This window comes from Acidicapsa dinghuensis, from assembly GCF_025685685.1.
Classification (GTDB): Bacteria; Acidobacteriota; Terriglobia; order Terriglobales; family Acidobacteriaceae; genus Acidicapsa; species Acidicapsa dinghuensis.
The window spans coordinates 291,149-316,172 of sequence record NZ_JAGSYH010000001.1; the positions used below are offsets into that span (position 1 = coordinate 291,149).

The 25,024-nt window shown below is 57.0% G+C and carries 23 protein-coding genes; 11 read left to right on the forward strand and 12 right to left on the reverse strand.

Annotated elements, in window-relative coordinates:
- The first annotated feature begins 63 nt into the window (after positions 1-63).
- The gene (locus OHL22_RS01130) at positions 64-600 is read left to right on the forward strand and encodes an RNA polymerase sigma factor (protein ID WP_263332338.1); all 537 of its coding nucleotides are present in this window, start codon (positions 64-66) and stop codon (positions 598-600) included.
- Between the two features lie 17 nt (positions 601-617).
- Here OHL22_RS01130 and OHL22_RS01135 read toward each other — a convergent pair whose 3' ends face one another.
- Positions 618-1,700, reverse strand: coding sequence for a hypothetical protein (locus OHL22_RS01135; protein WP_263332340.1), 1,083 nt, complete (start codon positions 1,698-1,700; stop codon positions 618-620).
- A 216-nt stretch (positions 1,701-1,916) separates the two neighbouring features.
- Here OHL22_RS01135 and OHL22_RS01140 point away from each other — a divergent pair, with 216 nt between their 5' ends.
- Positions 1,917-2,390 carry a hypothetical protein gene (locus OHL22_RS01140; RefSeq protein ID WP_263332342.1) on the forward strand — a complete coding sequence of 158 codons (474 nt, stop codon included), beginning with the start codon at positions 1,917-1,919 and terminating at the stop codon, positions 2,388-2,390.
- A gap of 33 nt (positions 2,391-2,423) precedes the next feature.
- Entirely contained in the window at positions 2,424-3,770 is a 1,347-nt protein-coding gene (locus OHL22_RS01145; protein WP_263332344.1) for a nucleotide sugar dehydrogenase, read from the forward strand.
- A 15-nt stretch (positions 3,771-3,785) separates the two neighbouring features.
- On the opposite strand, the gene OHL22_RS01150 is transcribed toward OHL22_RS01145, so the two are convergent.
- Both OHL22_RS01150 and OHL22_RS01155 read right to left on the reverse strand, forming a co-directional pair.
- Positions 3,786-4,946 (reverse strand): ATP-grasp domain-containing protein, encoded by a 1,161-nt coding sequence (locus tag OHL22_RS01150; protein ID WP_263332345.1) that lies wholly within the window; start codon positions 4,944-4,946, stop codon positions 3,786-3,788.
- Between the two features lie 61 nt (positions 4,947-5,007).
- Entirely contained in the window at positions 5,008-5,949 is a 942-nt protein-coding gene (locus tag OHL22_RS01155) for a hypothetical protein (RefSeq protein WP_263332347.1), read from the reverse strand.
- A gap of 62 nt (positions 5,950-6,011) precedes the next feature.
- Here OHL22_RS01155 and OHL22_RS01160 point away from each other — a divergent pair, with 62 nt between their 5' ends.
- Together OHL22_RS01160 and OHL22_RS01165 are read left to right on the forward strand one after the other, a co-directional pair.
- Entirely contained in the window at positions 6,012-6,476 is a 465-nt protein-coding gene (locus OHL22_RS01160; RefSeq protein ID WP_263332349.1) for a GNAT family N-acetyltransferase, read from the forward strand.
- Between the two features lie 155 nt (positions 6,477-6,631).
- Positions 6,632-8,314 carry a two-component system sensor histidine kinase NtrB gene (locus OHL22_RS01165; protein ID WP_263332351.1) on the forward strand — a complete coding sequence of 561 codons (1,683 nt, stop codon included), beginning with the start codon at positions 6,632-6,634 and terminating at the stop codon, positions 8,312-8,314.
- Positions 8,315-8,331: 17 nt separating this feature from the next.
- On the opposite strand, the gene OHL22_RS01170 is transcribed toward OHL22_RS01165, so the two are convergent.
- From OHL22_RS01170 to OHL22_RS01180, 3 genes are read right to left on the reverse strand one after another with little or no spacing between them, the layout of a single operon-like run.
- Positions 8,332-8,898 (reverse strand): P-loop NTPase family protein, encoded by a 567-nt coding sequence (locus tag OHL22_RS01170; RefSeq protein WP_263332353.1) that lies wholly within the window; start codon positions 8,896-8,898, stop codon positions 8,332-8,334.
- The gene (lpxD, locus tag OHL22_RS01175) at positions 8,898-9,896 is read right to left on the reverse strand and encodes a UDP-3-O-(3-hydroxymyristoyl)glucosamine N-acyltransferase (RefSeq protein ID WP_263332355.1); all 999 of its coding nucleotides are present in this window, start codon (positions 9,894-9,896) and stop codon (positions 8,898-8,900) included. The genes OHL22_RS01170 and lpxD overlap by 1 nt, the downstream gene beginning before the upstream one ends.
- Before the next feature lie 33 nt (positions 9,897-9,929).
- Positions 9,930-10,853 (reverse strand): lysophospholipid acyltransferase family protein, encoded by a 924-nt coding sequence (locus OHL22_RS01180; RefSeq protein WP_263332357.1) that lies wholly within the window; start codon positions 10,851-10,853, stop codon positions 9,930-9,932.
- Between the two features lie 223 nt (positions 10,854-11,076).
- On the opposite strand from OHL22_RS01180, the gene hemQ reads away from it, so the two are divergent.
- The 6 genes from hemQ to OHL22_RS01210 all read left to right on the forward strand — a co-directional run bounded on the left by hemQ (position 11,077) and on the right by OHL22_RS01210 (position 16,020).
- Positions 11,077-11,907, forward strand: a complete 831-nt coding sequence (hemQ, locus tag OHL22_RS01185; protein WP_263332359.1) for a hydrogen peroxide-dependent heme synthase — start codon at positions 11,077-11,079, stop codon at positions 11,905-11,907.
- A 123-nt stretch (positions 11,908-12,030) separates the two neighbouring features.
- Positions 12,031-12,804, forward strand: coding sequence for a tetratricopeptide repeat protein (locus OHL22_RS01190; protein WP_263332360.1), 774 nt, complete (start codon positions 12,031-12,033; stop codon positions 12,802-12,804).
- Between the two features lie 153 nt (positions 12,805-12,957).
- The gene (locus OHL22_RS01195) at positions 12,958-14,115 is read left to right on the forward strand and encodes an acyltransferase (RefSeq protein WP_263332361.1); all 1,158 of its coding nucleotides are present in this window, start codon (positions 12,958-12,960) and stop codon (positions 14,113-14,115) included.
- 83 nt (positions 14,116-14,198) lie between these two features.
- Positions 14,199-15,026 carry an endonuclease III gene (nth, locus tag OHL22_RS01200; RefSeq protein WP_317890874.1) on the forward strand — a complete coding sequence of 276 codons (828 nt, stop codon included), beginning with the start codon at positions 14,199-14,201 and terminating at the stop codon, positions 15,024-15,026.
- A gap of 143 nt (positions 15,027-15,169) precedes the next feature.
- A complete protein-coding gene (locus tag OHL22_RS01205; RefSeq protein WP_263332363.1) occupies positions 15,170-15,664 on the forward strand; it encodes a nucleoside deaminase in 495 nt (164 codons plus the stop codon).
- A 206-nt stretch (positions 15,665-15,870) separates the two neighbouring features.
- Positions 15,871-16,020 carry a hypothetical protein gene (locus OHL22_RS01210; RefSeq protein WP_263332365.1) on the forward strand — a complete coding sequence of 50 codons (150 nt, stop codon included), beginning with the start codon at positions 15,871-15,873 and terminating at the stop codon, positions 16,018-16,020.
- 94 nt (positions 16,021-16,114) lie between these two features.
- On the opposite strand, the gene OHL22_RS01215 is transcribed toward OHL22_RS01210, so the two are convergent.
- The 6 genes from OHL22_RS01215 to OHL22_RS01240 all read right to left on the reverse strand — a co-directional run bounded on the left by OHL22_RS01215 (position 16,115) and on the right by OHL22_RS01240 (position 24,980).
- Positions 16,115-16,915 (reverse strand): uroporphyrinogen-III synthase, encoded by an 801-nt coding sequence (locus OHL22_RS01215; protein WP_263332367.1) that lies wholly within the window; start codon positions 16,913-16,915, stop codon positions 16,115-16,117.
- Positions 16,912-17,838, reverse strand: coding sequence for a hydroxymethylbilane synthase (hemC, locus tag OHL22_RS01220; protein WP_263332368.1), 927 nt, complete (start codon positions 17,836-17,838; stop codon positions 16,912-16,914). Before hemC ends, OHL22_RS01215 begins: the two co-directional genes overlap by 4 nt.
- Positions 17,838-19,211 (reverse strand): glutamyl-tRNA reductase, encoded by a 1,374-nt coding sequence (gene hemA, locus OHL22_RS01225; RefSeq protein ID WP_263332369.1) that lies wholly within the window; start codon positions 19,209-19,211, stop codon positions 17,838-17,840. Before hemA ends, hemC begins: the two co-directional genes overlap by 1 nt.
- Positions 19,208-20,149 carry a cytochrome C assembly family protein gene (locus tag OHL22_RS01230; protein WP_263332371.1) on the reverse strand — a complete coding sequence of 314 codons (942 nt, stop codon included), beginning with the start codon at positions 20,147-20,149 and terminating at the stop codon, positions 19,208-19,210. Before OHL22_RS01230 ends, hemA begins: the two co-directional genes overlap by 4 nt.
- Positions 20,150-20,503: 354 nt before the next feature.
- The gene (locus OHL22_RS01235) at positions 20,504-21,580 is read right to left on the reverse strand and encodes a metallophosphoesterase (RefSeq protein ID WP_263332374.1); all 1,077 of its coding nucleotides are present in this window, start codon (positions 21,578-21,580) and stop codon (positions 20,504-20,506) included.
- A 184-nt stretch (positions 21,581-21,764) separates the two neighbouring features.
- Positions 21,765-24,980: a WD40/YVTN/BNR-like repeat-containing protein gene (locus tag OHL22_RS01240; protein ID WP_263332376.1), complete on the reverse strand. Its 3,216-nt coding sequence runs from the start codon at positions 24,978-24,980 to the stop codon at positions 21,765-21,767.
- Positions 24,981-25,024 lie beyond the last annotated feature (44 nt).

Consider the following 25,024-nt stretch of genomic DNA (forward strand, 5'->3'; position numbering starts at 1 on the left):
CTGCACCTGCTCAACCCGCAACTAAACTTATCCGGGGGATGATCAATCCCCCGCTTCACCGCCATGGCAACTTCGTCCTTCAACACGCTCCTCGACCACCGACGCCAATTCCTCGGCTTTGTGCAGCGTCGTGTCCCCGATCCAGCCATCGCCGAGGATATCCTTCAGGCCGCCTACCTGCGCGCCCTCGAACGCGAGGGCGAACTCGATTCCCACGAATCCATCGTCGGCTGGTTCTATCGTGTTCTGCGCAACGCCGTCATCGATCAGTACCGCCGCCGTACCACAGAAGATCAGGCCATCGAAAAGTGGGGCAAAGAACTGGAAGGCCAGACCGTCCCGCCTCCAGAGATGAAACGCGAAGTCTGTGCCTGCCTCTCTCGCGTTCTCGACACCATACATCCCAACTACGCCGAACTTCTGCGTACCGTTGACCTGGGCGAACAGCCTTTACAGGAATTTGCGACCCAGCAAAACATCTCCCCCGCCAACGCAGCTGTCCGCGCACATCGGGCCCGCACTGCGCTTCGCAAACATCTCATCGAAACCTGCGGCATCTGTGCAGAACACGCCTGCGTCGAATGCACCTGCCGCTCCTGACCCGTGTCGCCGCACGTCTATCGCACCACTTCCTCAAATTCTGAATTCAGTGAGTTGTCGGTCAGACGCATCGTCACCGGTAGTCCGCCAACGGAATACGCCACGGCCCGCGTGCTCTGCTCAAATCCCCTTACCCGTGCGGCTTCATTCCAATACGGCATCCCGAGCACATAAGAAATCTGTGTCACGCCATCACGCTTGCGCAACAGCGTAGTGTCGCCGCTGCCTCGGAGATCGCCATTTCGCCGCATCGCTTCCATCAACGCGGACGCATTCTCCTGCGTTGCATCGTCGTAGAAGTAAATGTCGTCCGGTCCCGCATACGAGTGCCCTACAGAACCACTCTTTTTCACCTGTTTGTGAATATCGACCAGCCTTACGCGCACAGGAAATCCGCCTACACTTTTCGCCACCTGTCGAGCCACTTCGTCCGCAGCGTCCATCGCGCCCGGCTTATCCCACCAGCCATCTTTTACTACCAATGAAATCGTCGCGCCCTTTGCATCTTTGTCCAAGAACACTTCCGCACCCTGGTCCTGAAAATAGCCCACCCGCTTAAGCTCCTGCCCCAGATCATCGGCATCCTGACGGCTAGCCTGCCCCGTGTACACCACCATGTCCTTCGTGCCGACACGTACCTGGTTATGCGGCTGCATCATGACCGGCAAAAAGATCGCCGCCAGCACTGGAATCAAAATCGCGAGCCCCAACGCAACAGGAATTACCATCGAACCCAACTGGCCGCCGCGCTCCGTATGCTCTTCAATCAGGTCTCCCTGCGTTTTCTCTGCAAACTGCCGCATCCCGTAGATCAGCGCAATCGGGACCGCGTACGATGCACCGGACGGCAGCAGATAACCCACAGCAATCCCCAGAGCCATGCCGATCACGCCAACCCCAAGCGCACCCATCGCCGCACCGGTCTTACCCAGCTTGCGATAATTCATCGCCATTAGTGCAGCGCCTGCAATTGGACCACCGAGAAACGTCGCCACAGACACTGCACCTGAGTCATAGAGCTTGTACTTCACCTCGGGCTCATAAACCCCGCCGCCTGCATACGCTGTATTCAAATCCGGAAACATCGACCCCTGCGCCATCGCACCCTCCGTTATAATCGACGCCCTGTCGTTACTATGGAGTGCGTAAAGCGCGGTCTCATCCGCTCAAAATCATGCAAAGAGAATTTCAGCGTGAATATATCGCAACGGTTTGGCAAATGCGCGTTGGTCTTGACTGTATGTGGTGTGACTGAGCAAGGGCTCTCTCTTCGTACAATGACTGAGATGAAGCTAATCGGCAGTGTCAAAATCGAAATGAGCGAATTCCCTGACCACCTGCAGATTGTCGTTACGCGAAAATTTGGCATGGTGGCACTCACTCTTCCACCCGCCACCATGATCGTCCTGATCGGAATCGGTATCCTGGGCCATGTTTGGATTCTTGTTCTGATGGGAGTTTTCGGCCTTGGATCGTTCGTTCTTTGGTACAGCCATGGTCCGGTCACGAATTTGAATGTTTCGGCTTCAGAATTAGTCGCGCGAGGCAATCTCGATCGCAGTTTTCGGACTGAGATCGTCGTGCCGGCATCGGAGGTAAAAAGCCTTGGCTACGAAATAGGGGACGATAGTGAGCCATCGGGTCTGTATGCACGACGTTCATGGCGCAACACCTGCCTACTCCCGGATCTGGATCGCAAAGATGCCATCGCTGTTGCTGAGGCCATCTACCACAAGTTTCCTCAATACGAGCGGCAGGATGGAATCGGTGTGAGTTTCCACCTCAACTAGCCCGTTCCAAGCACATTTACAATCAATGGAGCCATGTCCAAAGCCGCACCCGCCACGCTAGATTCCCTCAAACAAAAATTCCAGACCAGAGAAGCCCGCATCGGCATCGTCGGCATGGGCTACGTCGGCCTCCCTCTCGCTTTGCTTTTCAGCGGCGAAGGCTTCCGCGTCACCGGCTTCGATATCGCGGAGGAAAAAGTCGAGACCCTCAACTCCGGCCGCAGTTATATCGTCCGCATTCTGCCCGAACAGATTCAGGCCGCGCAAAAATCCGGCTTCTGCGCCACCGCAAACTACGCGCACGCCGCCGAGATGGACGCCATCATCGTCTGCGTCCCCACGCCGCTCAACGAGTACCACGAGCCCGACCTCAGCTACGTCACCGGCACCATCGAGTCCCTCGCGCCCTTCCTTCACGAAGGCCAGCTAGTCGTCCTCGAAAGCACCACCTACCCCGGCACCACCGAAGAACTAGTCGTCCCCCGTCTCGAATCAGGCAACCGTCAAGGTCTCAAAGTCGCTCGCTCTGCCGACGACAGCGGCATCCACGTAGCCTTCAGTCCCGAGCGCGAAGACCCCGGCAACGACACCGTGGCCCGCCACGACATCCCAAAAGTTGTCGGCGGTTGCGGACCCGTCGCCCTTGAGTTGGCCAGCGCCATGTACGGCAGCATCTTCCGCCGCGTCATCCCCGTCAGCTCACCGTCAGTAGCCGAGATGACCAAGCTGCTCGAAAACATCTACCGCTGCGTCAACATCGCCCTGGTCAATGAGCTAAAGCAACTCTGCATGCGCATGGGCATCGACATTCACGAAGTCATCGATGCAGCCAAAACCAAACCCTTCGGTTTCCAGGCTTTCTATCCAGGCCCGGGCCTCGGCGGCCATTGCATCCCCATCGATCCCTTCTATCTTTCCTGGAAAGCAAAGCAGTTCGACTTCCACACCCGCTTCATCGAGCTCGCAGGTGAAGTCAACACCGCCATGCCCTACTTCGTCATCGACCAGATCGCCAACGGCCTCAACGAACACGCCAAGGCCATCAAAGGCTCAAAGATCCTCGTCCTAGGCCTTGCCTACAAGCGTGACATCGACGACCTGCGCGAATCACCCTCGCTTACCATCCTTGAGCTGCTGCGCGACAAGGGCGCGAAAGTCTCCTACAACGACCCCTACTTCCCCACCGTCGGCCGTGGCCGTCATTACGACCTCAACATGACTAACACCCCGCTGGACGACCTGAGCCAATACGACGCCGTAGTCATCGTTACCGACCACACCACCTATGACTACAAGCAGATCGTCGAGCAATCCAGGCTAGTCATCGACACCCGCAACGCCACCAAAGGCATCATCAGCGATAAAATCCTCCGCTGCTGATGGCCTCTTTGTTTCTTACGGAAACGCAATCCGCAGCGCGAGCATTCCGCGTTTCACCGCATGACGTATAGGTTTCGGCACAAATGTGCGCGTGCCCGGCATCACCATCCGCGACCACAGCAGGCTCAGAACAACCCGTCTGTCTGCCCAGGGAATAAAGCGCCACACCCCATAACGATTCACCATCAACTCCCAAAGCGCCATGCGCATAAAATACGAAATCACCATCGGCGTGCATGTTTCCAGCTTTGCGTTCGTATCTTTCTTGAGTGTCGTGCCCGTTGCAAACCATTCACGAATGCGCGTCGCGGCGTCCTCTCCGTAAAACCGTGAAAAATCAACCCAGGCATTCGGCCGTATATCGGCTTCAAAGTAATACCGGCCACTGCCATCCGCAGCTTCCATGCACGCGATGTTCACGAAGCCATCTGTCTGCAAGGCTCTCCCAAGCGCCTGCAACTCAGACACAACATTCGCTTCGACCATCGCAAGAGGCGAGTATCTTCGCAAGATCGACAGGCCACTGGACGGCAACGCCCGCAGAATCGACGCATGCGCGAAATGCACCAGTTCGCCATTGAGATAGACCGCCGAAAGATCTAGCTCTTGCCCGTCGATCTTCTTCTGCACAAGCATCGGCCCAAGGTTGAAACACTCTGCCAGTTGTCGAACATCTTCCTCGCAATGACAGAGAAATACTCCCTTTCCGCCATTCGATGAATCCATCTTCAGATAGACCGGATATCCCAGCTCATTGGCGGCAGCAATGGCCTCCACACATCCAGGAGCAACACGAAACGGAGGTGTTCTCAGCCCCTCTGCCGCCAGAACGCGCGATAACCCGATCTTCGAATAGATATGCGATATACCCATCACCCGCAGCGGAAAATGCGCTGGTTCGCGCCCGGCAGGCCACGCCATCTCGCTCATCGATCGAAGTGTTTCATCGTCGCACGCAATCACCCAGTCGTAAGGTGTTTCGCGTCGAGCAATCCACTCGAAAGCCCGAGCGAGCATTGCTTCCGGCGTCTCCGTTACGCACGTATCTCTGACAAACCGGCTCGCGCACAACAGACTACTCGTTGTGACGGCATCGACCTCAAAGCCGCTACGACTCAACAAATGTGGCATCGCCCACATAAGCGTGGGCGCCTTGCCCACTATCAGTGCTTGCATTTCCCCCCGCCCCTTGTCCGTCAAAAGCTCATCTCTAAGCCAGCGCCGTCCACACTGCCTTTCACTGGTTATCGGCAGAAACAGCACTTTTGCCGGTTACATCTTTTGAGCCCTCTTCCTTGCTCTTTTCCGTCGGCTTCACCGTCGAACGAACCACAATGATCTTGTTCAGCACATCGAACCAGAACGGCGCTCCCAAAGAGATAGCCAGCACCGTCAGCAGCCATCCCAACCAATGCTGTCCAGCCTCTGGAAAGAAGCCCGCAATGGACCGGTCGCTGCTCGGCTGCCACCCAATCGGCAAACCAATACCATCCAGCGCCCCGATATTCTTCTGGATATTTCCAATCGCCGCCAAAGCCGATTGCTGAGTCGTTGCCGCCTCATCCGTAGTAGCTGCCAGGTGATTCTTGTCGGCTCCAACAGCCAGTTGCACAGCGGTCTGCCTCAGGTTCGGATCGGTAGATAGACGCTTCGCCACCTGCACACAATCGGCATTCAGCAGCACTGTCACCAGAATCGCGAGCACAACAATGACAGTCTGGCTGCGTCGCTTATACCAGCCAGATACACGATCCATCGCACAGTTGTACCAATCTTCCAGATGCTGTTGCAGGCCAACTAGGTCTGAATCCGATACCTGCCCAAATGCGCGAACGGCCTCCTTCACATTCGGCGAGAGCTCCACGGTTCCCGTTCGCATCAGATCGATCAAAGCCATCGCAAAATTCTTCGCTGGGATATAAGAAGGCAGCGTGCCATTCCTCGAAGCGGTTTGATATGTTCCGCGAAACAGGCCATTGATCAGCCCGTGGCTGTAAATTGCACTCACCAGGGCATTGTCATTGTCCCCTAATAACTCCTTGATGCCCCGCTCCAGTTGCTTCGATCGCTGCTTCCAGGCAATTTCCAGAATCTCATTGGCGGCCGAGCAGATCAGGCTCAACATAAGAAACAAGAACACAAGCCCGATGGCTACATCCAGAATGTTAGAGTTGAACACCAGGCCTCCTGTCTTGGAAAGGCGAAATTGTAGCATGTTACTCGCGCACAGCAAACGATTGCATGGCAACTGATCTCATCATCCGCCCTGTACAGCAAGACGACTTTAGCCATTGGCTCCCTTTGTGGAACGGATATAACCAGTTCTACGGTCGTCACGGAGCTACCGCTCTGCCCGCAGATGTAACGCAGACCACATGGTCGCGCTTCTTCGACGCGGCCGAGCCTGTGTTCGCCCTCGTCGCCGAAATGGAAGGCGAGCTGGTCGGCCTGGCGCACTATCTCTTTCACCGCAGCACAATCGCTATTCAGCCAACCTGCTATCTTCAGGATCTATTCACCCTCGATTCCATGCGTGGTCGCGGCATCGGCCGTAAGCTCATCGAATCCGTCTACGAACGCGCCCGCGAAGCAGGCTCGGCACGCGTCTATTGGCTCACACACCACACCAACGCCACCGCGCGACGGCTTTACGATCAGGTTGCAGAGAATTCCGGGTTTGTCGTTTATCGCAGACCACTCGAATAAGGTTCTTCCACCTAAGTGGAAAAGTGACCACTCCGAAACTTTCGCGCCGCGGAATCGCTGATATCATCAGCGTCACGTGAGCTCAGAATCACACCTGTTCTGAATCGGATAGCCCGCACATTTGTGTATCTCCTGCCCCGGTAAAGATTCATCACATGGCACATCATCCCCTCAATAAGACCGATCTTCAACGCAGCCTTGAGCTCGTAGTCAAGGTAGGTCTCTCGCTGGCTCAGGGCACGGATCTCAAAAGTCTCGTTCAATCTGCAACGGACGCGGGGCTGGCTCTATGCGGGGCGCAGTTTGGAGCTTTTTTCTACAACATTGTTGATGCCGGGGCACTGCGTTATCTGCCGTACACTTTTTCCGGCGCGGATCCGAAGCAATTTCAGGAATTTCTCTTGCCGGGCAATAGTGCCGTTTTAGCTCCCCCATTCGAAGGCATCGCGATTGTTCGCTCAGATGACATCACACAGGATCCTCGCTACGGGAAAAATCCGTCCTATCTCGGCAAACAGACCAGCCATATTCCCGTCCGCAGCTATTTGGCGGTTCCGGTCAAAGCTCTCTCTGGTGAAGTCCTCGGCGGCCTATTCTACGGTCACGAAGACGTGGAAGTTTTTCGGGCCGAGCATGAATCTCTCGTTGCCTTTATCGCAGCGCAGGCCGCGGCGGCCATTGAAAACTTCCGGTTGCGCGACCAGCTCAACGACAAGATTGCCACTCTTGAAAAAGCCGATCGCGCACAGCACGATTCATCGAAACACCTCGCCGAACTGGCCGCCATTGTCGAATCTTCAGACGACGCCATCATAAGCAAGGACCTCAATGGCATCATTACGAGTTGGAACAGAGGAGCTACCCATATACTCGGCTACACGCCGGAAGAAGCCATTGGCAAGTCCATTCTCATGCTTCTTCCTCAGGAACTACATCAGGAGGAAGTCTCCATCCTGCAGAAAATCCGCTCAGGAGAGCGTATCGAGCACTATGAAACCATCCGCGTCACCAAGAGTGGCCACAGGATCAATGTATCTCTCACCATCTCGCCCTTACGCGATAGAACCGGCGTAATCATAGGCGCTTCCAAGATCCTCCGGGACATTTCGGATCGCAAGCGTGTCGAGGCGTCGCTCCTCCAGGCCGAAAAGATCGCCGCTGCGGGCCGCATGGCGGCAACCATCGCCCATGAAGTGAATAACCCGCTCGAAGCAGTGATGAATCTCATCTACCTCGCACAAACCAACTTTGACGATTCCGATCTTGCTCGAAACTACCTTCGTGCTGCGGAGAGTGAAATTTCGCGCGTCTCACATATCGCCAGACAAACACTCGGTTTCTATCGCGAAAACGCCTTACCGCATCCAGTCTCTATACCTGAACTCATAGAGGATGCGTGCCGAATCTACGAGCCCCGCTGTGACACTGCCGGCATATCGATTCATACCCAGCTCTCGTCAACACGATTCGTCCATGTCCGCAAAGGAGAGATTCTTCAGGTCATCTCCAACCTCATTGCAAACTCTATATACGCAATGCCCGAGGGCGGTACGCTGGCACTCTGCACCGCTGATGTCACGGTTGACGAAAAAGAAGGCGTCTCTCTCACAGTTGAGGACACAGGCATCGGCATTCCCGCCGAACTCCTTCCACGCATCTTTGAAGCCTTCTTTACTACCCGCACAAACATCGGCACAGGTATTGGCCTTTTTGTCGCTCGCCAGTTCATCGAGGGGCACGGCGGCAAGATTACCGTCTCCAGCAGCACCGAACCCCAAAATCACGGCACTTGCATTACCGTCTTTCTGCCTGCAGAAAATGACAGCTCGAAGCAATAGCGCAAATATCTGTTCGGCTACAAATGTGCCGGTTTCAATCGCTTCCGCGCAAAATCCACCAACGCTGCGCTTTGCCATTCCCCTTTGGGCAGCGCAAATGCAACCATCCAACGCAGTTCATCTGGCAACGAGCCCTGCGTCATCCCATTCGTCAGCACCAGTGCATCTGCATTTCCGGCGCGCATATGCGTCTCAGACTTCCATTTCGAAACGTCCGCTGTCAGCACCGCGAGCGTGAGATTCTCCTCACCTGCCTCCGCAATTTCCGCCGCATTGAGTTTGCCAGTTTCGATCAACACAGCATCGCATTCCGGTGCACGCGCCCGAACCCGCTCTATAAACGCAGGCGCATCGCTTTTGGTTGTAACAAGAAATGCTCGCACCGCTCCAGCAGCCCGATAGCGTCCCGTGTCCTTTGCAGAGCCAGCATCTGTCTCTTCGGTTATGCCTTCAAAACCGCTGTGCTCATGCGCTGTTATCTTTACCGCCAGCCATCGCAACTCCGGCATCGCCCGAATCAGTTCACAACCGACAGCCGTCTTTCCCGCTCCACTGCCCGAGCCGGCAATGCACAGCACTGCCATCAGTCCTTCTTCCGCTTCGCCAGCTGAGCCACTGAGGCCAGCTCACGCAGATACTCCTTCACCGGCTTGGCCGGCGTGCCCCACAGCACAGTTCCTGTGCGGGTCTCGCTCTTGCCAGACAGAATGCCCGCCTGTCCGCCAAGAATCACGCCCGGCCCCACATGCGCATGATCGCCAATCCCCACCTGCCCCGCAATCACCGCTCCGTTGCCCACGCTCGACGAGCCTGAAATCCCCGTCAACGCTGCAATCACCACATCCTCGCCAATATCGCAGTTGTGTCCGATGTGCACCAGGTTATCGATCTTCACGCCACGTCGTATCCGAGTCTCCGCCAACGCCCCGCGATCGATCGTCGAGTTCGCGCCAATCTCAACATCGTCCTCGATCACCAACCGCCCTTGCTGCGGAAACTGTGTATATGCCCCAGTCTCCCGATCCCGCACATACCCAAACCCATCTGCACCAAGCACCACTCCCGCATGCACAACAACGCGATTGCCAATGGCACTACCCGCATACACAACCGCTCTCGGATAAATCAGGCAATGCTCTCCGACAATCACGCCTTCGCCAATCACCACCCCAGCCTCAACGCGCGTGAACTTGCCGATCACCGCATTCGCACCGATCACCGCGCACGGCCCAACCGTGACTCCCTCGCCAAGCACAGCATCCGCCGAAACTTCCGAGCTCGCGTCTACTCCCGTGACCGGCAAATTCAGCGCTAACAATTTCGCCGCTCGCGCAAACCAAAGCCGAGGCTGCTTCGCCGCAATCACCGTCATTCTGCATTCAGCCCCCGGCACAGACCCCAGCGAAACCACAGCAGCTCCCGCACCGCAGCGCACCGCTTCCCCAGCCGCAGCCTCACTCTCTCCAAACACCAGATCCGTCTCGTTAGCGCGCCGTGTATCGTCAACGCCAGTCAACATCGTCTTGGCGTCGCCACACACCAACTCCCCACCCAACCGTTCAATCAACTCAGCAACCGTCACACAACCACTCCACATACATCCGGTTCTAGTTTTTTAGTCCCCAGTCCCTGGTCCCTCAGGCCCTTCGTCTCGCGTCCCATCCGGCCGCGTCTTCCACCGCCGGTGAATCCACAACCACTGCTCCGGATAGTGCCTAACCCAGCTCTCGATCGCCCAGGTACATCGTTGCGTCAGCGCCAGTACATCCGCCTCAGTCTCCCCGGTCGGCTCAACGGAAACCTCCTCGCCAAAGTGCAGCACATACTGCTTCTCTCGCGCTTCCCATACCAGAAACCCCGGCAACACGGCCGCTCCCGTCCGTAACGCAATCCGCGCCAGCCCAGAAGCCGTACAAGCCGGCACCCCAAAATACTCCACAAACACACCCTGCGGCGGCGTCATATTTGTATCCATCAAAATCCCCACCGTCTCACCCGCGCGCATCGCCGAGATCAGCCCCCGCGCAAAGTCATCCTTGTGCAGCACCTTGTTCCCATGCAGACATCGAATTCGGTTCACAAACGCATCCAGCACGCGGTTATCCAGCCGCCGAATCACCATTCCCATCGGATGCCCCATCAGCGAGTGATAGAAGCTCGATAGCTCCCAGGCTCCCAGGTGCCCCGTCACAATCAGCACGCCCTTGCCGCGCGCCTCAGCCTCCAGAAACCGCTCCAGCCCCTCATACCGGATCAGCCCTCGCGTATTCTCCGGCGTGTACCGCTCCATCCGGCAAAATTCGGCCAGTTGCCACCCTAGCGAACGATACAGCCCCTTCAGTATCCGTTCCTGCTCACCCTCATCCATCTCTGGATAAGCTAGCTCCAGGTTGCGCAAACCAGTCTTGCGCAGCCTTCCGGCGACTAGATACGCCAACCGCCCAATGCCCGCGCCAACACCTCGCGCCACGCTACGCGGCAGCAAGCCCAGCCCGCACGCCACGCACCAGACCAGCCAAAATTCCAGGCGTTCCTTCATCCCCATCGAATGGGCATTCCCCTCGCATGGGCGTTCGCCTCGCACCGGCAACGCCAACCCCAAGTGTAACTGCGTGCCCATGTAGACAGTCAGCAATGACCCGCAGTCAACACGATTCAGCTTTCTAACCTGTCAACTGATCCCTGCCCCCTGGTCTCTGATCTCTGCTGTTCACCGTCCACTCATCTCAATCCTTTACTCTAAGAACCAAGAGGTCATTTTCGTGCCTGAATCTCCAGCAGTTCCGATTACTCTCGAAGGCTCCTACGTCCTGCATCAACTTTTCCGCTTTAACTGGAAGACCTGGCGTGCCTTATCCGCCGCCGAGCGCGAACGCATCGCCGCTGCCGCAGGCCCCAAACTCGCAGAAATCACAGCAGACACCGGCAACGGCCCGCACTCCGCCCTCTTTTCTGAAGTCGGCCACAAGGGCGACCTCATGTTCCTCCACATGCGTGAGTCCGTCGAAGCTCTCAACGAGATCGAGCTTCAACTCGCCCAACTCGAATTTTTCGACTTCCTAGAACCTGTCTATTCCTATCTCTCTATCGTCGAACTCGGTCTTTACGAATCCTCCGCCAAGACCTACACCGCCCTCACTGCCCGCGATATCCAGCCCCACTCACCCGAGTGGAACAAGGCTATTCAGGAGACAGTCGACCGCCAGGCCGGAGCCATGGCCACGCGCCTCTACCCCACTGTTCCCGACGCCAAATACGCCTGCTTCTACCCCATGGACCGCAAGCGTGGCGAAGAGGTCAACTGGTACACCGAGCCCATGGCCGAGCGCCAGCGCATGATGCACGAACACGGCATGATCGGCCGCCGCTACGCCGACGAAGTCAAGCAGATCATCACCGGCTCCATCGGCCTCGACGACTGGGAATGGGGCGTCGACCTCTTCTCCAACAACCCCCTCGTCTTCAAGAAACTCATCTACGAGATGCGCTTTGACGAAGTCAGCGCCAAGTACGCCTTATTCGGCAGCTTCTACGTAGGCATCCGCCTGCCAGTAGAAAAGCTCTCCCACTGGCTCGGTGGAACCCTTGGATGATCCGGCACTTAGTCCGATGCCAGAGGTGCAGGGGTCTTCAGGCCCCGAAAGTTTATCGGTTATCGAATGAGGCTTTAGCCACTCTGGCGTAGCTCATACAATGAGTTCATCGGAGACAACCAGATGCTGTGGTCAGAGGATCTTGTCGCCGGAGTGCTAGGTCTGGCTCTGGTCGTTTACCTCTTGGCAATTCCCAAATTCCGTCTTTATATCGCGAGAACTTCCCATAAAGGCCAATTCGAACGAGCCCTCAAGATGGACGAGTTCTTTTCCCGTTTTCCGTTCTACGGCGCCTCACTCAGAGGGTTGATTGTGGTCTTGGAAGGTCGCTACGCATATGCTCGTGCATTCCTCAAACCTCGCGCCTTCGACCGGCATGGGAAACCTTTGTTTCTTACACCTGAGTTTCGTTGGTACATGGTTGCGCTCATCAACGACGGCTCACCAGAAATGGCTCAGCCTCTCCTTGAAGAAGCCATACGTCAATGTCGGCCAGCCCTCGAATTCAGGCGCCTGCTCGTCTCGTGCTTGCTGGATCAAGGAACAGATCCCGGGCGCGCCTGCGAATTGATTGAGTATGTCCTCAAAGAGCAGCCGGAAAAACTTACTGACGAACGCTACCCCGCGATTGCTGCCAGTCGTCTTTCGTTATACGCTCGTGCCCTTGCCGCCTGTGGAAGATCTTCAGAGGCTCGCGCAGAGATTGAAGAGGCTCTGAAAAGGTTGCCAACATTACACTACTGGGAAATAGCACGTCTCCAATACTCTCTTGGTGAAGCATGGGACGCTCTAGGCGAATTCGAGGAGGCGCGAAGGGCGTTTCAGCTGTCGATCGATATCTTGCCGACAGGCGCAATGGCAATCGCGTCCCGAAAGGCGCTCGCCAGAATGATGTGAATCTAAGAGCGCTGCAAGCGCTCGACTGCGTGCTCTTCACACGAAACCAGCTGAAATCCATATCGCAGTTTCTACGTTATTTAGAGAAATAATGGCCAGCAAGCGGCCTCTCAATCAAGAGCCCTTCATCGTGCGCTATCATGGTACGCTCCCATGAACGCACCGACCTCTTACGACAATCAAAACATTTCCGGCGCAAATTACACCGATGAGGCCGGCGTTCTGAAAACCCCTTCTGCATCTGCCGGCGTCAAGCCACCGCGCAATCTCGGCCTCGACCTGCTGCGTATCTTCGCCACCTACATGGTCATGCAGATTCATTCCGGCGAATTCTTCTACATCGGCCCCGGCGGAAGCGTGATCAACAACAGCGACTCTCATTGGGTGGGCTGGCTCAATTCGCTGTTCCGCTGCTGCGTACCGCTCTTTATCATGATTTCTGGATTCTTCCTCTTCCCGGTCGATGAGCGAACCTTCTATCGCAAACGCTTTGGACGCATCCTTTCACCCTTCTTAATCTGGTGCGCCATTTTTGCGTTTTATTACTATTTCCGCGGCGACGTCTCGCTCCACACTGCATTCATCAATGTTCTTCATATTCCAGTGAATTACGGCACCGAGGTCGGCCATCTTTGGTTCGTTTACATGCTGATGGGCATTTACCTTTTCGCCCCGGTTATCTCTCCCTGGGTAACATCAGCAAGCCGCCGAAGCATGGAACTCTTTCTTGTGCTGTGGGCGGTTTCACTGACCATCCCGTATATCCATCTCATCTTCCCTGCGATTTGGGGAGAATGCGGATGGAATCACACACCAATGCTCTATTACTTTTCGGGCTTCATGGGCTATGCAGTGATGGCTGCCTACATTCGCCGATTCCACATGCAGCCGAGCTCACTGCAGAATGGCCTCGCCGTTCTCTTGATCGCCGTTGGCTACTCCATCACTGCCTTCGGATTTCTCCACAGACTGCCGCTTAACCTATCGCTGGAGTCGCTCGAACTAACCTGGGGCTTCGAGACCATCAACCAGGCCATGGTCGCTACTGGATTCTTCCTGCTCTTCAAAAACGTCACTCAGATCAACACAAACTCCCGCTTCGGGCGACTCATCGCGTCTGTCTCTCTGATGACCTACGGAATGTATCTGGCGCACATCATCCTGTTAAATGCGGTTTATTCTCTGCTCAATAACCGCATAACCGGTGCTGAAATCAAACTGCCCCTGTTTGCCTCGTTGACATTTGTGTCCACCTTCCTGCTGATCAAGCTGCTTTCCTTCCTTCCAAAGGGCAAATGGCTGGTCGGCTAAGTCACCTGGGGGTGTATGGATAAGCCTGGGTAACGGAAGCACTTTCGTGCGAAGCACTCGCCAGCCATGCCACAATCATCTCTATGCCCGCGAAACCCGCAAAGAAGTCCCCGAAAAAAGCCGCGAAGAAAGCTCCAAAGAAGACCGTAGCCGCCAAATCCGCCTCAGCCCGCAAGCAAGCCGCAAAGCACCCACTCCCTGCCAACCGAAAGCCAGCCGTAGCAAAGCCTTCAGCAGCCGACAAGGAACGCCCCGCCGCCAAGCTGGAAATCAAACCCGACCGCGTAGCAGCCATCCTCAAGATCCTCGCCGAAACCTACGCCGACGCCGAGTGCGCTCTAACCCACCGCTCTCCATGGGAGCTCCTTGTCGCCACCATCCTCTCCGCGCAATGCACCGACGCCCGCGTCAACATGGTCACACCCAAGCTCTTCGAAACCTATCCGACTCCGAAGGCTATGAGTGAAGCCCCCATCGAAGCCATCGAACAACTTATCCGCACCACCGGCTTCTACCACAACAAGGCCAAATCCATTCAGGGCGCAGGCCGCGTCATCCATGAGCAGTTCCGAGACAAGGTTCCCGAGACCATGGCCGAGCTCCTCACCGTCCCCGGTGCAGCCCGCAAGACCGCCAGTGTCGTCTTAGGCGTCTCCTATGGCAAAGCCGAAGGCATCGTCGTCGACACCCACGTCTTCCGCCTCTCGCGACGCCTCGGCTTCACCAAAAGCGACACCGCGGCCAAAGTCGAGCAGGACCTGATGAAAATCATTCCCCACGACCACTGGATCCAGTTCTCCCACGAACTAATCCACCACGGCCGCCAGATCTGCGAAGCCCGCAAACCCAAATGCTCCGAGTGCCCACTGGAACAGATCTGCCACGCCCCCGACAAAACCTGGAGTTCGTAAGCAACACTCAGCGCCAATGGCGCGTCGTCATCCCAGCCCAGGGCAACGCCCTGGGTTCGAGTCCATTCAGCAATGAAAGGGCTGAAAGCCCGCCCATCCCAATCTCCGAAGTATCGCCCGATGCAGATTAGGATGAATCTACGATGTCTCAGGAATTCTCGACCGGTCAGGACTTGACTTTCCTCCGCCAGTCCATCGACCTCGCCCGAGCCGCTCGCGAACACGGCGCCCACCCCTTCGGCGCTCTCATCGTCGATGCCGAAGGCAATGTCCTCGTCACCGCGCGCAACAACGCCATCCCGCCCAAAGGCGACCCCACGCAGCACGCCGAGCGCCTCGCCTGCTCTCTAGCCGGACGCAGATATCACCCTGCAAAGCTCGCAACCTGCACTCTCTACACCAGCACCGAGCCCTGTGCCATGTGTGCCGGAGCCATCTACTGGACCGGCCTAGGCCGAGTAGTCTACGCCCTCTCGCAAGAGAGTCTGCATAAACTAACCGGCAGCCCCGAACAAAACCCCACGTTAGATCTGCCCTGTCGCGAAGTCTTCGCCCGAGGTCAGCGCCCTACCATCGTCGAAGGCCCGTTCATCGAAGACGAAGCCGCCGAAGTCCACAAAGATTTCTGGACCCGCTAATCGGCACCGCGTTTCCAATCGTTTGCCGACCCCTTGCGTCTACATCTATCTGGTCATTTCAAGCCGGCTATTTGCGTCGTACTATCGATGCGTTCCCTGAAACGTCCGACATGTTTCCATCACTTTTCTTGTAGAAACGTCTGGCCGCGTCGATAGGGTGAACATATCCGCTCAATCGCGCCGCTTTCGGTTTTAAGGAGTTCACCATGCCCGAGTTTCTTTCGGCCGCTCTTACCGTTGCCTTCGTTCTCGTCCTTTGCATCTACGCTTATGCAACAGATGCAGAACGCCCTCGTGCCGTAGTCGTACAGCCGGCCCACGGCGAACCAAATCCCAAGAGCACACGCGTCCGCTAGCGATTCGAATGACATCGCGCCGCGGTAGTGACTCAATGAATCTGCCGTAAGGATCGCTAAGACCTGATTCGTGCGCAGCACAGACCAGTATTCCCTACTGCCTATTCCGTATTCCCTGTGCCACGGCATCCAATAACCCTGCAACATCTGAAACAGCAGCCTCCGCCGCAGGCTGCCACCCCAACTCCCGCAGAGTCCCAGAAGTCACCGGCCCAATCGATACCGCCTTCACTCCCGCAAGCGGAAAAGCAATTCCCGCCTCCCGCGTCAGCGCCGCCAAGTGCTTTACGCTCGACGAACTCGTAAAAGCCGCCACATCGATTCTCCCAAGCATCGCCTCACGTAGCCGCTCCGCTGCGCTTTCCGGAATCACCGTCCTATAAGCATCCACCACCGTGATATTGGCCCCGCCAGCAGCAAGCGCTTCCGGAATTACATCCCGTGCCACCGCCGCTCGCGCCAGCAAAACGCGCGTCCCCTTCGCAGCATCTCCAAGCGCGGCGACCAGTCCCTCGGAGTGATAACTCTCCGGTACGACAGCAACACGAAAGCCAGCCTTGCGCGCCGCCTCTGCCGTAGCCCGGCCCACCGCCGCCACTCGCGGACCATCCATTTTCACTTGTAGATGGGAGCACCGAGCCGCAACCGCATCAACAGCATTCCCGCTCGTTAGAATCAGCCAATCGAAGCTGTCCAGCTGACGCAACGCATCATCCAGCGGCTCATACGATTCAGGCGGCAGCATCTCCAGCACCGGAACCTCCACCGGCTCCGCACCCAGCGCCCGCAACCCCTCGCTCAGCTTCCCGGCCTGATGTGCCGCTCGCGTCACCAGCACACGCTTTCCCGATAGCGGCAGTCCTTCCGAACCCGAAGCGTTCGCCGAGTCGCTCAACGCACCCCAATCCCCTCAATCAGCTCCGCCGCGCCCAACTCCAGCAGATGCTCCGCCAGCTCCTGCCCAAGCTCGTGAGCATCGCTCCCAAGCGACTCACTTCGCACCAGACGCCCACCTGTAGGGTCAGCCACCACACCCAGAATCTCGTACTGCCCCGAAGCCGCAACCGCCCTGCAATGCACCCCAACCGGCACCTGGCAACCCCCGCCAAGCCCCGCGAGCGCCACCCGCTCCGCAGTCACCGCAAACCGTGTCTCCGCATCATCCAGAAACGCCACAACCTCGCTCATCCGGACATCATGCGCTCGAATCTCAATCCCCAACGCGCCCTGCCCCGCAGCCGGACAGACAATCTCCGGCTCAAGCCGCTCCCGCACCCACTCCGTCTTCTCCAGACGATCCAACCCCGCTGCAGCCAGAATGATCGCATCCGCCCGCCCCTCAGCAAGCTTTCGCAGCCGTGTATCCACATTCCCGCGAAACTCCACAAACTCCAGGTCCGGTCGCCGATGCCGCAACTGCGCTCGCCTCCGCAAACTGCTAGTCCCAACCTGCGCGCCCGCCGGCAGTTCATCAAAGCCCGCGTACCGCTGCGACACAAAAACATCCCGAGGATCGACCCTCTTCGGCGTTGCCCCCAGCACAAACCCCTCCGGCAGCTCCGTCGGCAAATCCTTCAGGCTATGCACCGCAAGATCCACGCGCCCCGCAGCCAGCGCATCCTCAATCTCCTTGGTGAACATTCCCTTAGATCCAATTGCCACCACCTGCGCGAACGTCACCCCCTGCAGCCGGTCCCCGGTCGTCTTAATGATTTCAATCTCGACTTCGTGCCCCCGCCCACGCAGCAGCTCGGCAATATGCTCCGCCTGCCAAAGCGCCAACAGCGATCCTCGCGATCCGATCCTTACCCGCTGCATTACAGGCGCCCTTTCCGCAACAGTTCAGCCACCTCTTCCGCTGTCACCGAATCCTCCATTGACTCCGGCACCGGAGCGTCCCCGCGATACCCATGCGGCGCCCCAAGCACATACATCTCCTGGATCGCCTCCACTGTTTCCGCATCTCCTTCGCGCGCGGCCTGCTTCAAAGCCTGCATCGGCGGGTGCAGGAACTTGTTCACTAGCCCACGCGTCAGCGCCTCCACAGCAGCCATTTGCTCCTTCGACAACCCAGCCAGCCGCGCTTGCGCTCTCCTCAGCTCAGCCTGTCGCATCTCCTCAGCCCGCTGCTGCAGACCCACAATCGAGGGAGCCACATCCACTGTCTTCCGCTTCAGCTCAAACCGTTCCACCTCAGCCGCAATCAGCGCCTCAGCATCCTTCGCCTCGCGAGTCCGCTCCTCCATGTGCGCCGCGGCTACCGCCTGCAGATCATCGATGTCGTAGAGAAAGATGCCTTCCAGCCGGTTCATCTCCGGATCGACATCCCGAGGCACCGCAATATCGATAAAAAACATCGGACGGTTTTTCCGCTTATGCAGAAAAGCCTGCCCATCCGCCTTGCGAAAAATCGGCTCCTTCGCCCCTGTCGACGTGATCACAATGTCCGCCAGAGCCGCAGTCGTTCGCATCTCCTCCCACGGCACCACCTGCGGACTCATCTTTCCGGTCCCAGCATCTGCAAATCGCCGAGCCATACGTTCCGTGCGTTCCAGAGTTCGGTTCGCCACCAGAATCCGCCCCGCGCCATGCTGCACCAAGTGCCGCGCCGCCAACTCGCTCATCTTCCCCGCGCCCACCAGAAACACCGTCCGCCCATGCAGTGAACCGAAGATCTTCTGCGCCAGCTCCACCGCCACCGAAGCAATCGAGACCGACGTACTCCCAATCTCCGTCTCGGTCCTGACCTTCTTAGCCGCAGCAAAGGCGCTCTGCAGCAGCGGCTCCAGCCCCGCGGCTATCGTCCCCGCCTCACGCGCCGCCGTATACGCGTCCTTCACCTGCCCGAGAATCTGCGGCTCACCCACCACCATCGAATCCAGACTCGCCGCTACACGAAACAGATGCCGCACCGCTTCCCTGTCGCGATACTCATACAGATGCGGCCTCAGCTCCATCGCATCCATACCCAGATGCTGATAAAACAATCCCTCTACATTGGCCTGCGGATTCTCCAGCGTCGCCAGCACCTCCACCCGATTGCAGGTAGAAAGAATCATCGCCTCCCGCACGCCAGCAATCTCCGCCGCCGCCTGCAGAGCCTCCGTCAGCCGCTCGCGCGAAATCGCCGCCTGCTCGCGCAGCGCAATAGGAGCCGTCTTGTGATTAATGCCAAGCAGTATCAGCGTCATGGTCCGGGAAACCTGTGTACCTGACTAAATTGATTCGCCACCCACACCAACAGGATCACAACAAACACGCCTGTCGATAAATAAGCCGCCCGCCGCCCCCGCAATCCAGCGCTTCGCCGGATATACAGCAGCACCACATACAACGCCCACATCGCAAACGACAGCAATACCTTAGGATCGGAAAAGTACGCCGGCCCCACGCTCTCCTGCGCCAGCAGACTGCCCACCAGCAATCCCAGCGTCATGCACGGAAACCCAAACAGCAGCGTCGCATGCGCAATCCGTTCCAGCGTGTCCAGCGGAGGCAGAAAATCACTAAAGATCGGGTGCCCCATGTCTCGATTCTGAGATGTGGGATTGGAATATGGATATTCCATCTTTCGTATCTTCGACAATGATTTCGGGTACCCCGCATCTCGATTTTGAGATGTGGGAATGGAGTGTCCAGCCAGCACCAGATGGCTCTTCAGCTTTCGCTCCTGCACCAGGTACAGAAAACTAGCCACCATGCTGAACGCCAGCGAAGCATACGCCGCCAGCAGAAACACGATATGCACCACCAGCCACCCAGTCCGTACCCCGCTCGACGGAAACACATACCGCTGCGCCCCAATCGCAGGCACAAACACCAGAAAGAACGAGGCCGGCAGCGCAAACACGCCAAACGAATCCGTCCGGTAGATACCACTGATGGCAAGGAAAATTCCGGCTATGACCAGCCCGAGCAGCGACTCCAGCTCCGCATATCCCACCGGATACAAACGGTGCGCAATCCCCAGCATCTCCGTCACCGAAACCAGGTGAAACAGAAACGCCAGCCCCGCCGCCGGCAGGTATACGCTACGCCATCGCGTATAGGCATAAAGCACAGCAGGCAATGCGGTTAAACTAGCCACCGCATACAGCACCGCCGCCACTCTAAGCCACACAAGGAACATGCCACTCCCAAACTGAAGCCCAATGCTTCAGTATACTGTGGCGCTAATCGCGCGGGGCCACGCAATCGCCAAGCACAGCATTCATATGCTGTCGGTCGGCGCTGCCTATTCCGATTGCGGAATCAAAACATCTACGTCTGGACCAGCCACAACGAACCGCGTGCAGAGCTGACTTGCCGACTTGTGCGCACACCGATTGGACTTTGTCTCACAGCGATTGCACTTTGCAAGACGTCGATTGCACAGTGCTGTACATGGATTGCGCATCGCTCGCCGCCGATTGCACAGTGCAGCACAGATATTGCGCATTGTCTTCCCCAGGGCTTCAGAATTCGCCCAGAACCGCTGCTTCAATCAGACTTCGAGAACGCGCAGCTTCCCTTCCGGCGTCTTCGCGGCTCCGAATAGAAAACGGCCTCCGCTATCCAGATGGCGCAGTTGCAATTCGTGCTTCGTCACCGAGAGGTGGCTGAAACCATGGACCTCTTGCGCGTATGGCCCGCGCATCTCATCGTCAATTTTGAGCACATACAGATCGGCTCCGCCGCCTCCGGAAAGAAAGTGCGTCGTCGGATGATCCTCAAAATGAAGCACTTGCAAATCGTGATCGTGTCCAGCGAGGTAGAAATCGACTTTGTACTTCTTGAAAAGCGGGCTCCAGTCACGCACCAGCACCGGATGATCGCCGTGCGGACCATTTGAATACACGGGATGATGCCCCATGACGACAAGAAAGGGCTCCGTGCGAGGCTTTTGCAACTGCTCCTCAAGCCAGCGCAACTGCTCCGCCTGCTCTTCCGGCTTAAGCGTAAAGTTCTGGCCATGCTGCCAGCTTCCATTGGCCGCAGGCATATTGCTGTCAAGCACGATGCAGTGCATCAGCGGATTATGTTGCGGAAAATCAAAGGTATACCAGCGCGCGGGCAGCGTCCATCGCGTGGGTTTGCCGTCGACGCCGCGGCCGCTCCTGGCGTATTCCAATTCCGCCTCTACTTTATTCACCGTGGCGGGCAGAGTCTGATAGTCATGATTCCCGAGCATGGTGTAGGCGGAGCCAGGAAAGACATCGGCTGGATACATGGCTTCAAACTGGTCGACCCAGCGCGATGACCTGGCGCCGTCAGGCAGGTCGCCATACCAGTTATCGCCCAACAGAAACAAGGCGTCGGTACGCAGATTGTGCTTTCCTGCATATTGCTTCATGCCCTGCGCTACCTGCGATTGAGCCGCGTAAGAGCTGCCGGCACTCAGATCGTCCTTGGATGGTTTGGACTGCCAGCCCCAGTCGCCGATCATGAGAGCGTGGGCAGCTTCGTGATTGGCTATTGGCTCCTTCTTCGCAAGAAGACTGGGTGAAACAGCGGCAAGAGCGCTCCAGGCCAGACTTTGACGCAGGAAGCGGCGGCGAGTGAAAGAGGACGGATCAACCATATAGCTATTTCTAGCAAGCTTTGATCAAGATCCGGCAAATAGCAGTGAGATTAGTTCATGACAAGCAAACAATTCGTTATTTAGGTCTCGAAATTGGTGGAAATAGAAAGGCCTTTGGGATCAATCGTGATTGCGTATCGGTCTCAAAGGCCAGATACTTTGCTTTCTGTTGATTACGCTCTGACTACTCCTTTTTTGCGGTTGGCTTGGCTTCTGGGTTGACTGCGGGAATATTGCGTTCCCGCACTAGCTTGTTGAAATCAGAGACACCTGAAGTTTCGACCTGATGCAGATGATCGAGTTCGGTCTGCAGCTTGGCAGATAGCTCGTTGAAGACCTCGACTGCCTGCGCGGTTGGGGCTACATCGGACAATTCCGCTACGCCGCCTACGGAAGCGATCTTGTTGTTGAGCCGGATGGGATAGTTGAGCGCATCTTCATCGGCGTGGAGCTTGGTCTGATAGATGTTCTCTTCGATCGCCGTCAGCTCTTCGGTCAACTTCTTTGCGCTTGCTTTCACCTGCTCATCGCTACTCGCGTCATAGGGCTTTAGCTGATCTTTCATGGCGCGAATGTGAATGACGGCATTGTTCGCATCGGAGACTCGATCCCGGATCTTGAGGCTGAGCGCCAGCTCTTCCTGGAATTGTTGAGGAGTGGTCGGAGTGCGCGGGTCTTTGACGATGGAGAAGTTTTGCCTTTCTGTCTTTCCATCGACTACCAACTCAACCTTGTATTCGCCAGGTATAGCTTCAGGGCCTTCTAGGGATCCATCCCACATGAGCAGACCTGGGAAGCCGACAGCTTTTTCATAGCGAAGATCCCAGACGTAGCGGTTTAGCCCTTCCTTGGCAGGTGCAAGGGTGTTACGCGGTCCACGTTCTTCGTCTGGCTCTTCTTCATCGCCATGCGCGGGTGGCTTGCTGGAGATTTCGCGGATAAGCTTGCCGGAGTCGTCCAGAAATCGGAGCTTTACTTCGTCCTTTGGCTTGTCTTTGAGGAAGTAGTAGATGACGGCGCCGCTCGCGGGATTCTGGCCTGCAGTCAAGTTTCCGCGTCCACCGCCAAAGCCTCCGCCTCCGGCGATGCGAATGACCTTCTTTACCGGAAAGAGTTTGACCTCGTCTTTACGTTCGAACTTTGCAGGATCGAGTGCGCGAACGAAAGGCATGTCATCGAGAACGTAGAAGCCACGGCCTTCCGTGGCAAGAACCATGTCATCATCGCGCTTCTGAAAAGCGATGTCAGTTACCGGCACGGCGGGCAGATTGAGCTGGAAGGGCAGCCATTTCTCTCCATCGTCATAGGAGATGTAGAGGTGCGACTCGGTGCCCGCGAAGAGTAGACCTTTTTGGTTGGGGTCAGGTCTTATGGCGCGAGTGAAGTCATCATCAGGAATGCCGTTAACGATCTTCTTCCAGGTCTTACCGTAGTCGGAGGTTTTGTACAGGAATGGATGGAAATCGTCGGAGAGATACATGGTGGCCGCGACATAAGCTGTGGCGGGATCGAACGGCGAAGCGGCGATGCAGTTGATGCGTATCCACTCCGGCATATCTTTTGGCGTGACATTCTGCCAGTTCTTGCCATCGTCAGTGGTGACGTGGATGAGGCCGTCATCGGAGCCGGCCCAGATGACGCCCGCCTTCACAGGTGACTCATCGACAGTGAAGATAGTGTCATAATACTCAACCGCAGTATTGTCCTTGGTGATCGGGCCGCCAGATGGTCCCTGCTTTGTCTTGTCGTTGCGCGTTAGGTCTGGGCTCATCACGGTCCAGTGCTGTCCTTCATCCGTGGTGGCGAGCAAGACATTGCTGCCAGCGTATAGGCGCTTGGGATTGTGCGGCGAAAAGAGCAGCGGGAAACTCCATTGGAAGCGATACTTCATGGCTTCCACGCCGGAACCCATGGGATTGTCGGGCCATGCGTTGACGTCACGCAGAGAACCTGTCTGGTTGTCATAGCGAGTCAAGAGACCATCATAAGAACCGGCATAGACAAAGTTAGAGTTGAGCGGGTCTGGAGCGATCCAACCGCTTTCGCCGCCACCCACTTCATGCCAGTCGCGCTCGGTGATAGAGCCACTGTTACTGCGGCTGGCGGTTTCGACGGTTGTGTTGTCCTGCTGCGCGCCGTAAATGTGGTACGGGAAATCGTTGTCGAGAGCAACACGATAGAACTGGCCTGTGGGCTGGTTATCTTCGGTGCTCCAGCTCTTGCCGCCATCGAAGCTAATCTGCGCTCCGCCGTCGCTGGATTCGATGAAGCGGTTGGGATCTTCAGGAGCAATCCATAGATCGTGGTTGTCACCGTGTTGATTACGGATGCGAGTGAATGTCTTGCCACCATCGGTGGACTTAAAGAACGCCGTATTTACCGCATAGACAACGTCTTCGCTCTTGGGATCAGCAAAGACCTGCGAGTAATACCACGCGCGCTGTTTGATGGAGTTGTCGCCATTGAGCTTGGTCCATGTAGCTCCGGCATCATCGGAGCGGAAGATGCCACCTTCCTGCGCTTCAATTAGAGCCCACACGCGCTCGGGATTCGCGGGAGACACGGTAAGGCCGATGCGTCCAAGCACGCCTTTGGGCATGCCGGGGTTGTGCGTCAGTTCCTTCCATGTGTCGCCGCCGTCGGTGGACTTCCAGATGCTGCTATCGGGGCCGCCGCTCTCGAATGTCCACGGTTTGCGAACGACCTGCCAGAGAGATGCATAGAGCACGCGCGGATTGGTGGGGTCCATGGCCAGATCGACCGCGCCTGCTTTGTCGCTCTTGAAGAGAACCTTTTGCCAGGTTTTGCCGCCGTCTTTGGAGCGAAAGACGCCGCGTTCCGCGTTCGCTCCAGCCATGTGGCCCATGGCGGCTACATAGACGAGATCAGGGTTGTTTGGGTCGATGCGGATCTGGCCGATCTGTTGCGTGTCCTCGAGGCCTACGTGAGCCCAGGTCTTGCCCGCATCCATGGATTTGTAAACACCATCGCCATGCGAGGCATTGCCACGAATCGTGCTCTCGCCGGTGCCGACGTAGATGACGTTGTGGTCGGAGTTAGCAACGGCAATGGAGCCGATAGAGCCGAAATTGATTTGGCCGTCGGTTACAGGCTCCCAGGTATGACCGCCAGTCGTGGTCTTAAAAACACCGCCGCCGGTGCCCCCGAAGTAGTAGACAAATGGTTCACCCGGAACGCCGGTTACTGCGCCTACGCGGCCTCCACGGAAAGGGCCGATCTGGCGTAACTTGAGCGCAGAAAAGTCGGCAGCGGGACCGGTACTTTTCGATGGCGCGGCCTGCTGGGCTGTCGCTGTTGTGTACGCAAAAGTCAGCGCAAACACGGTGAAGAGCGCAGTTTTAGAAAGAAACGGGACGGTGTTCCGGAAAGCATGTGGCACGGCGATATCTCCAAAGAGTGAAGAGTTCAACGAGCATGGCACAG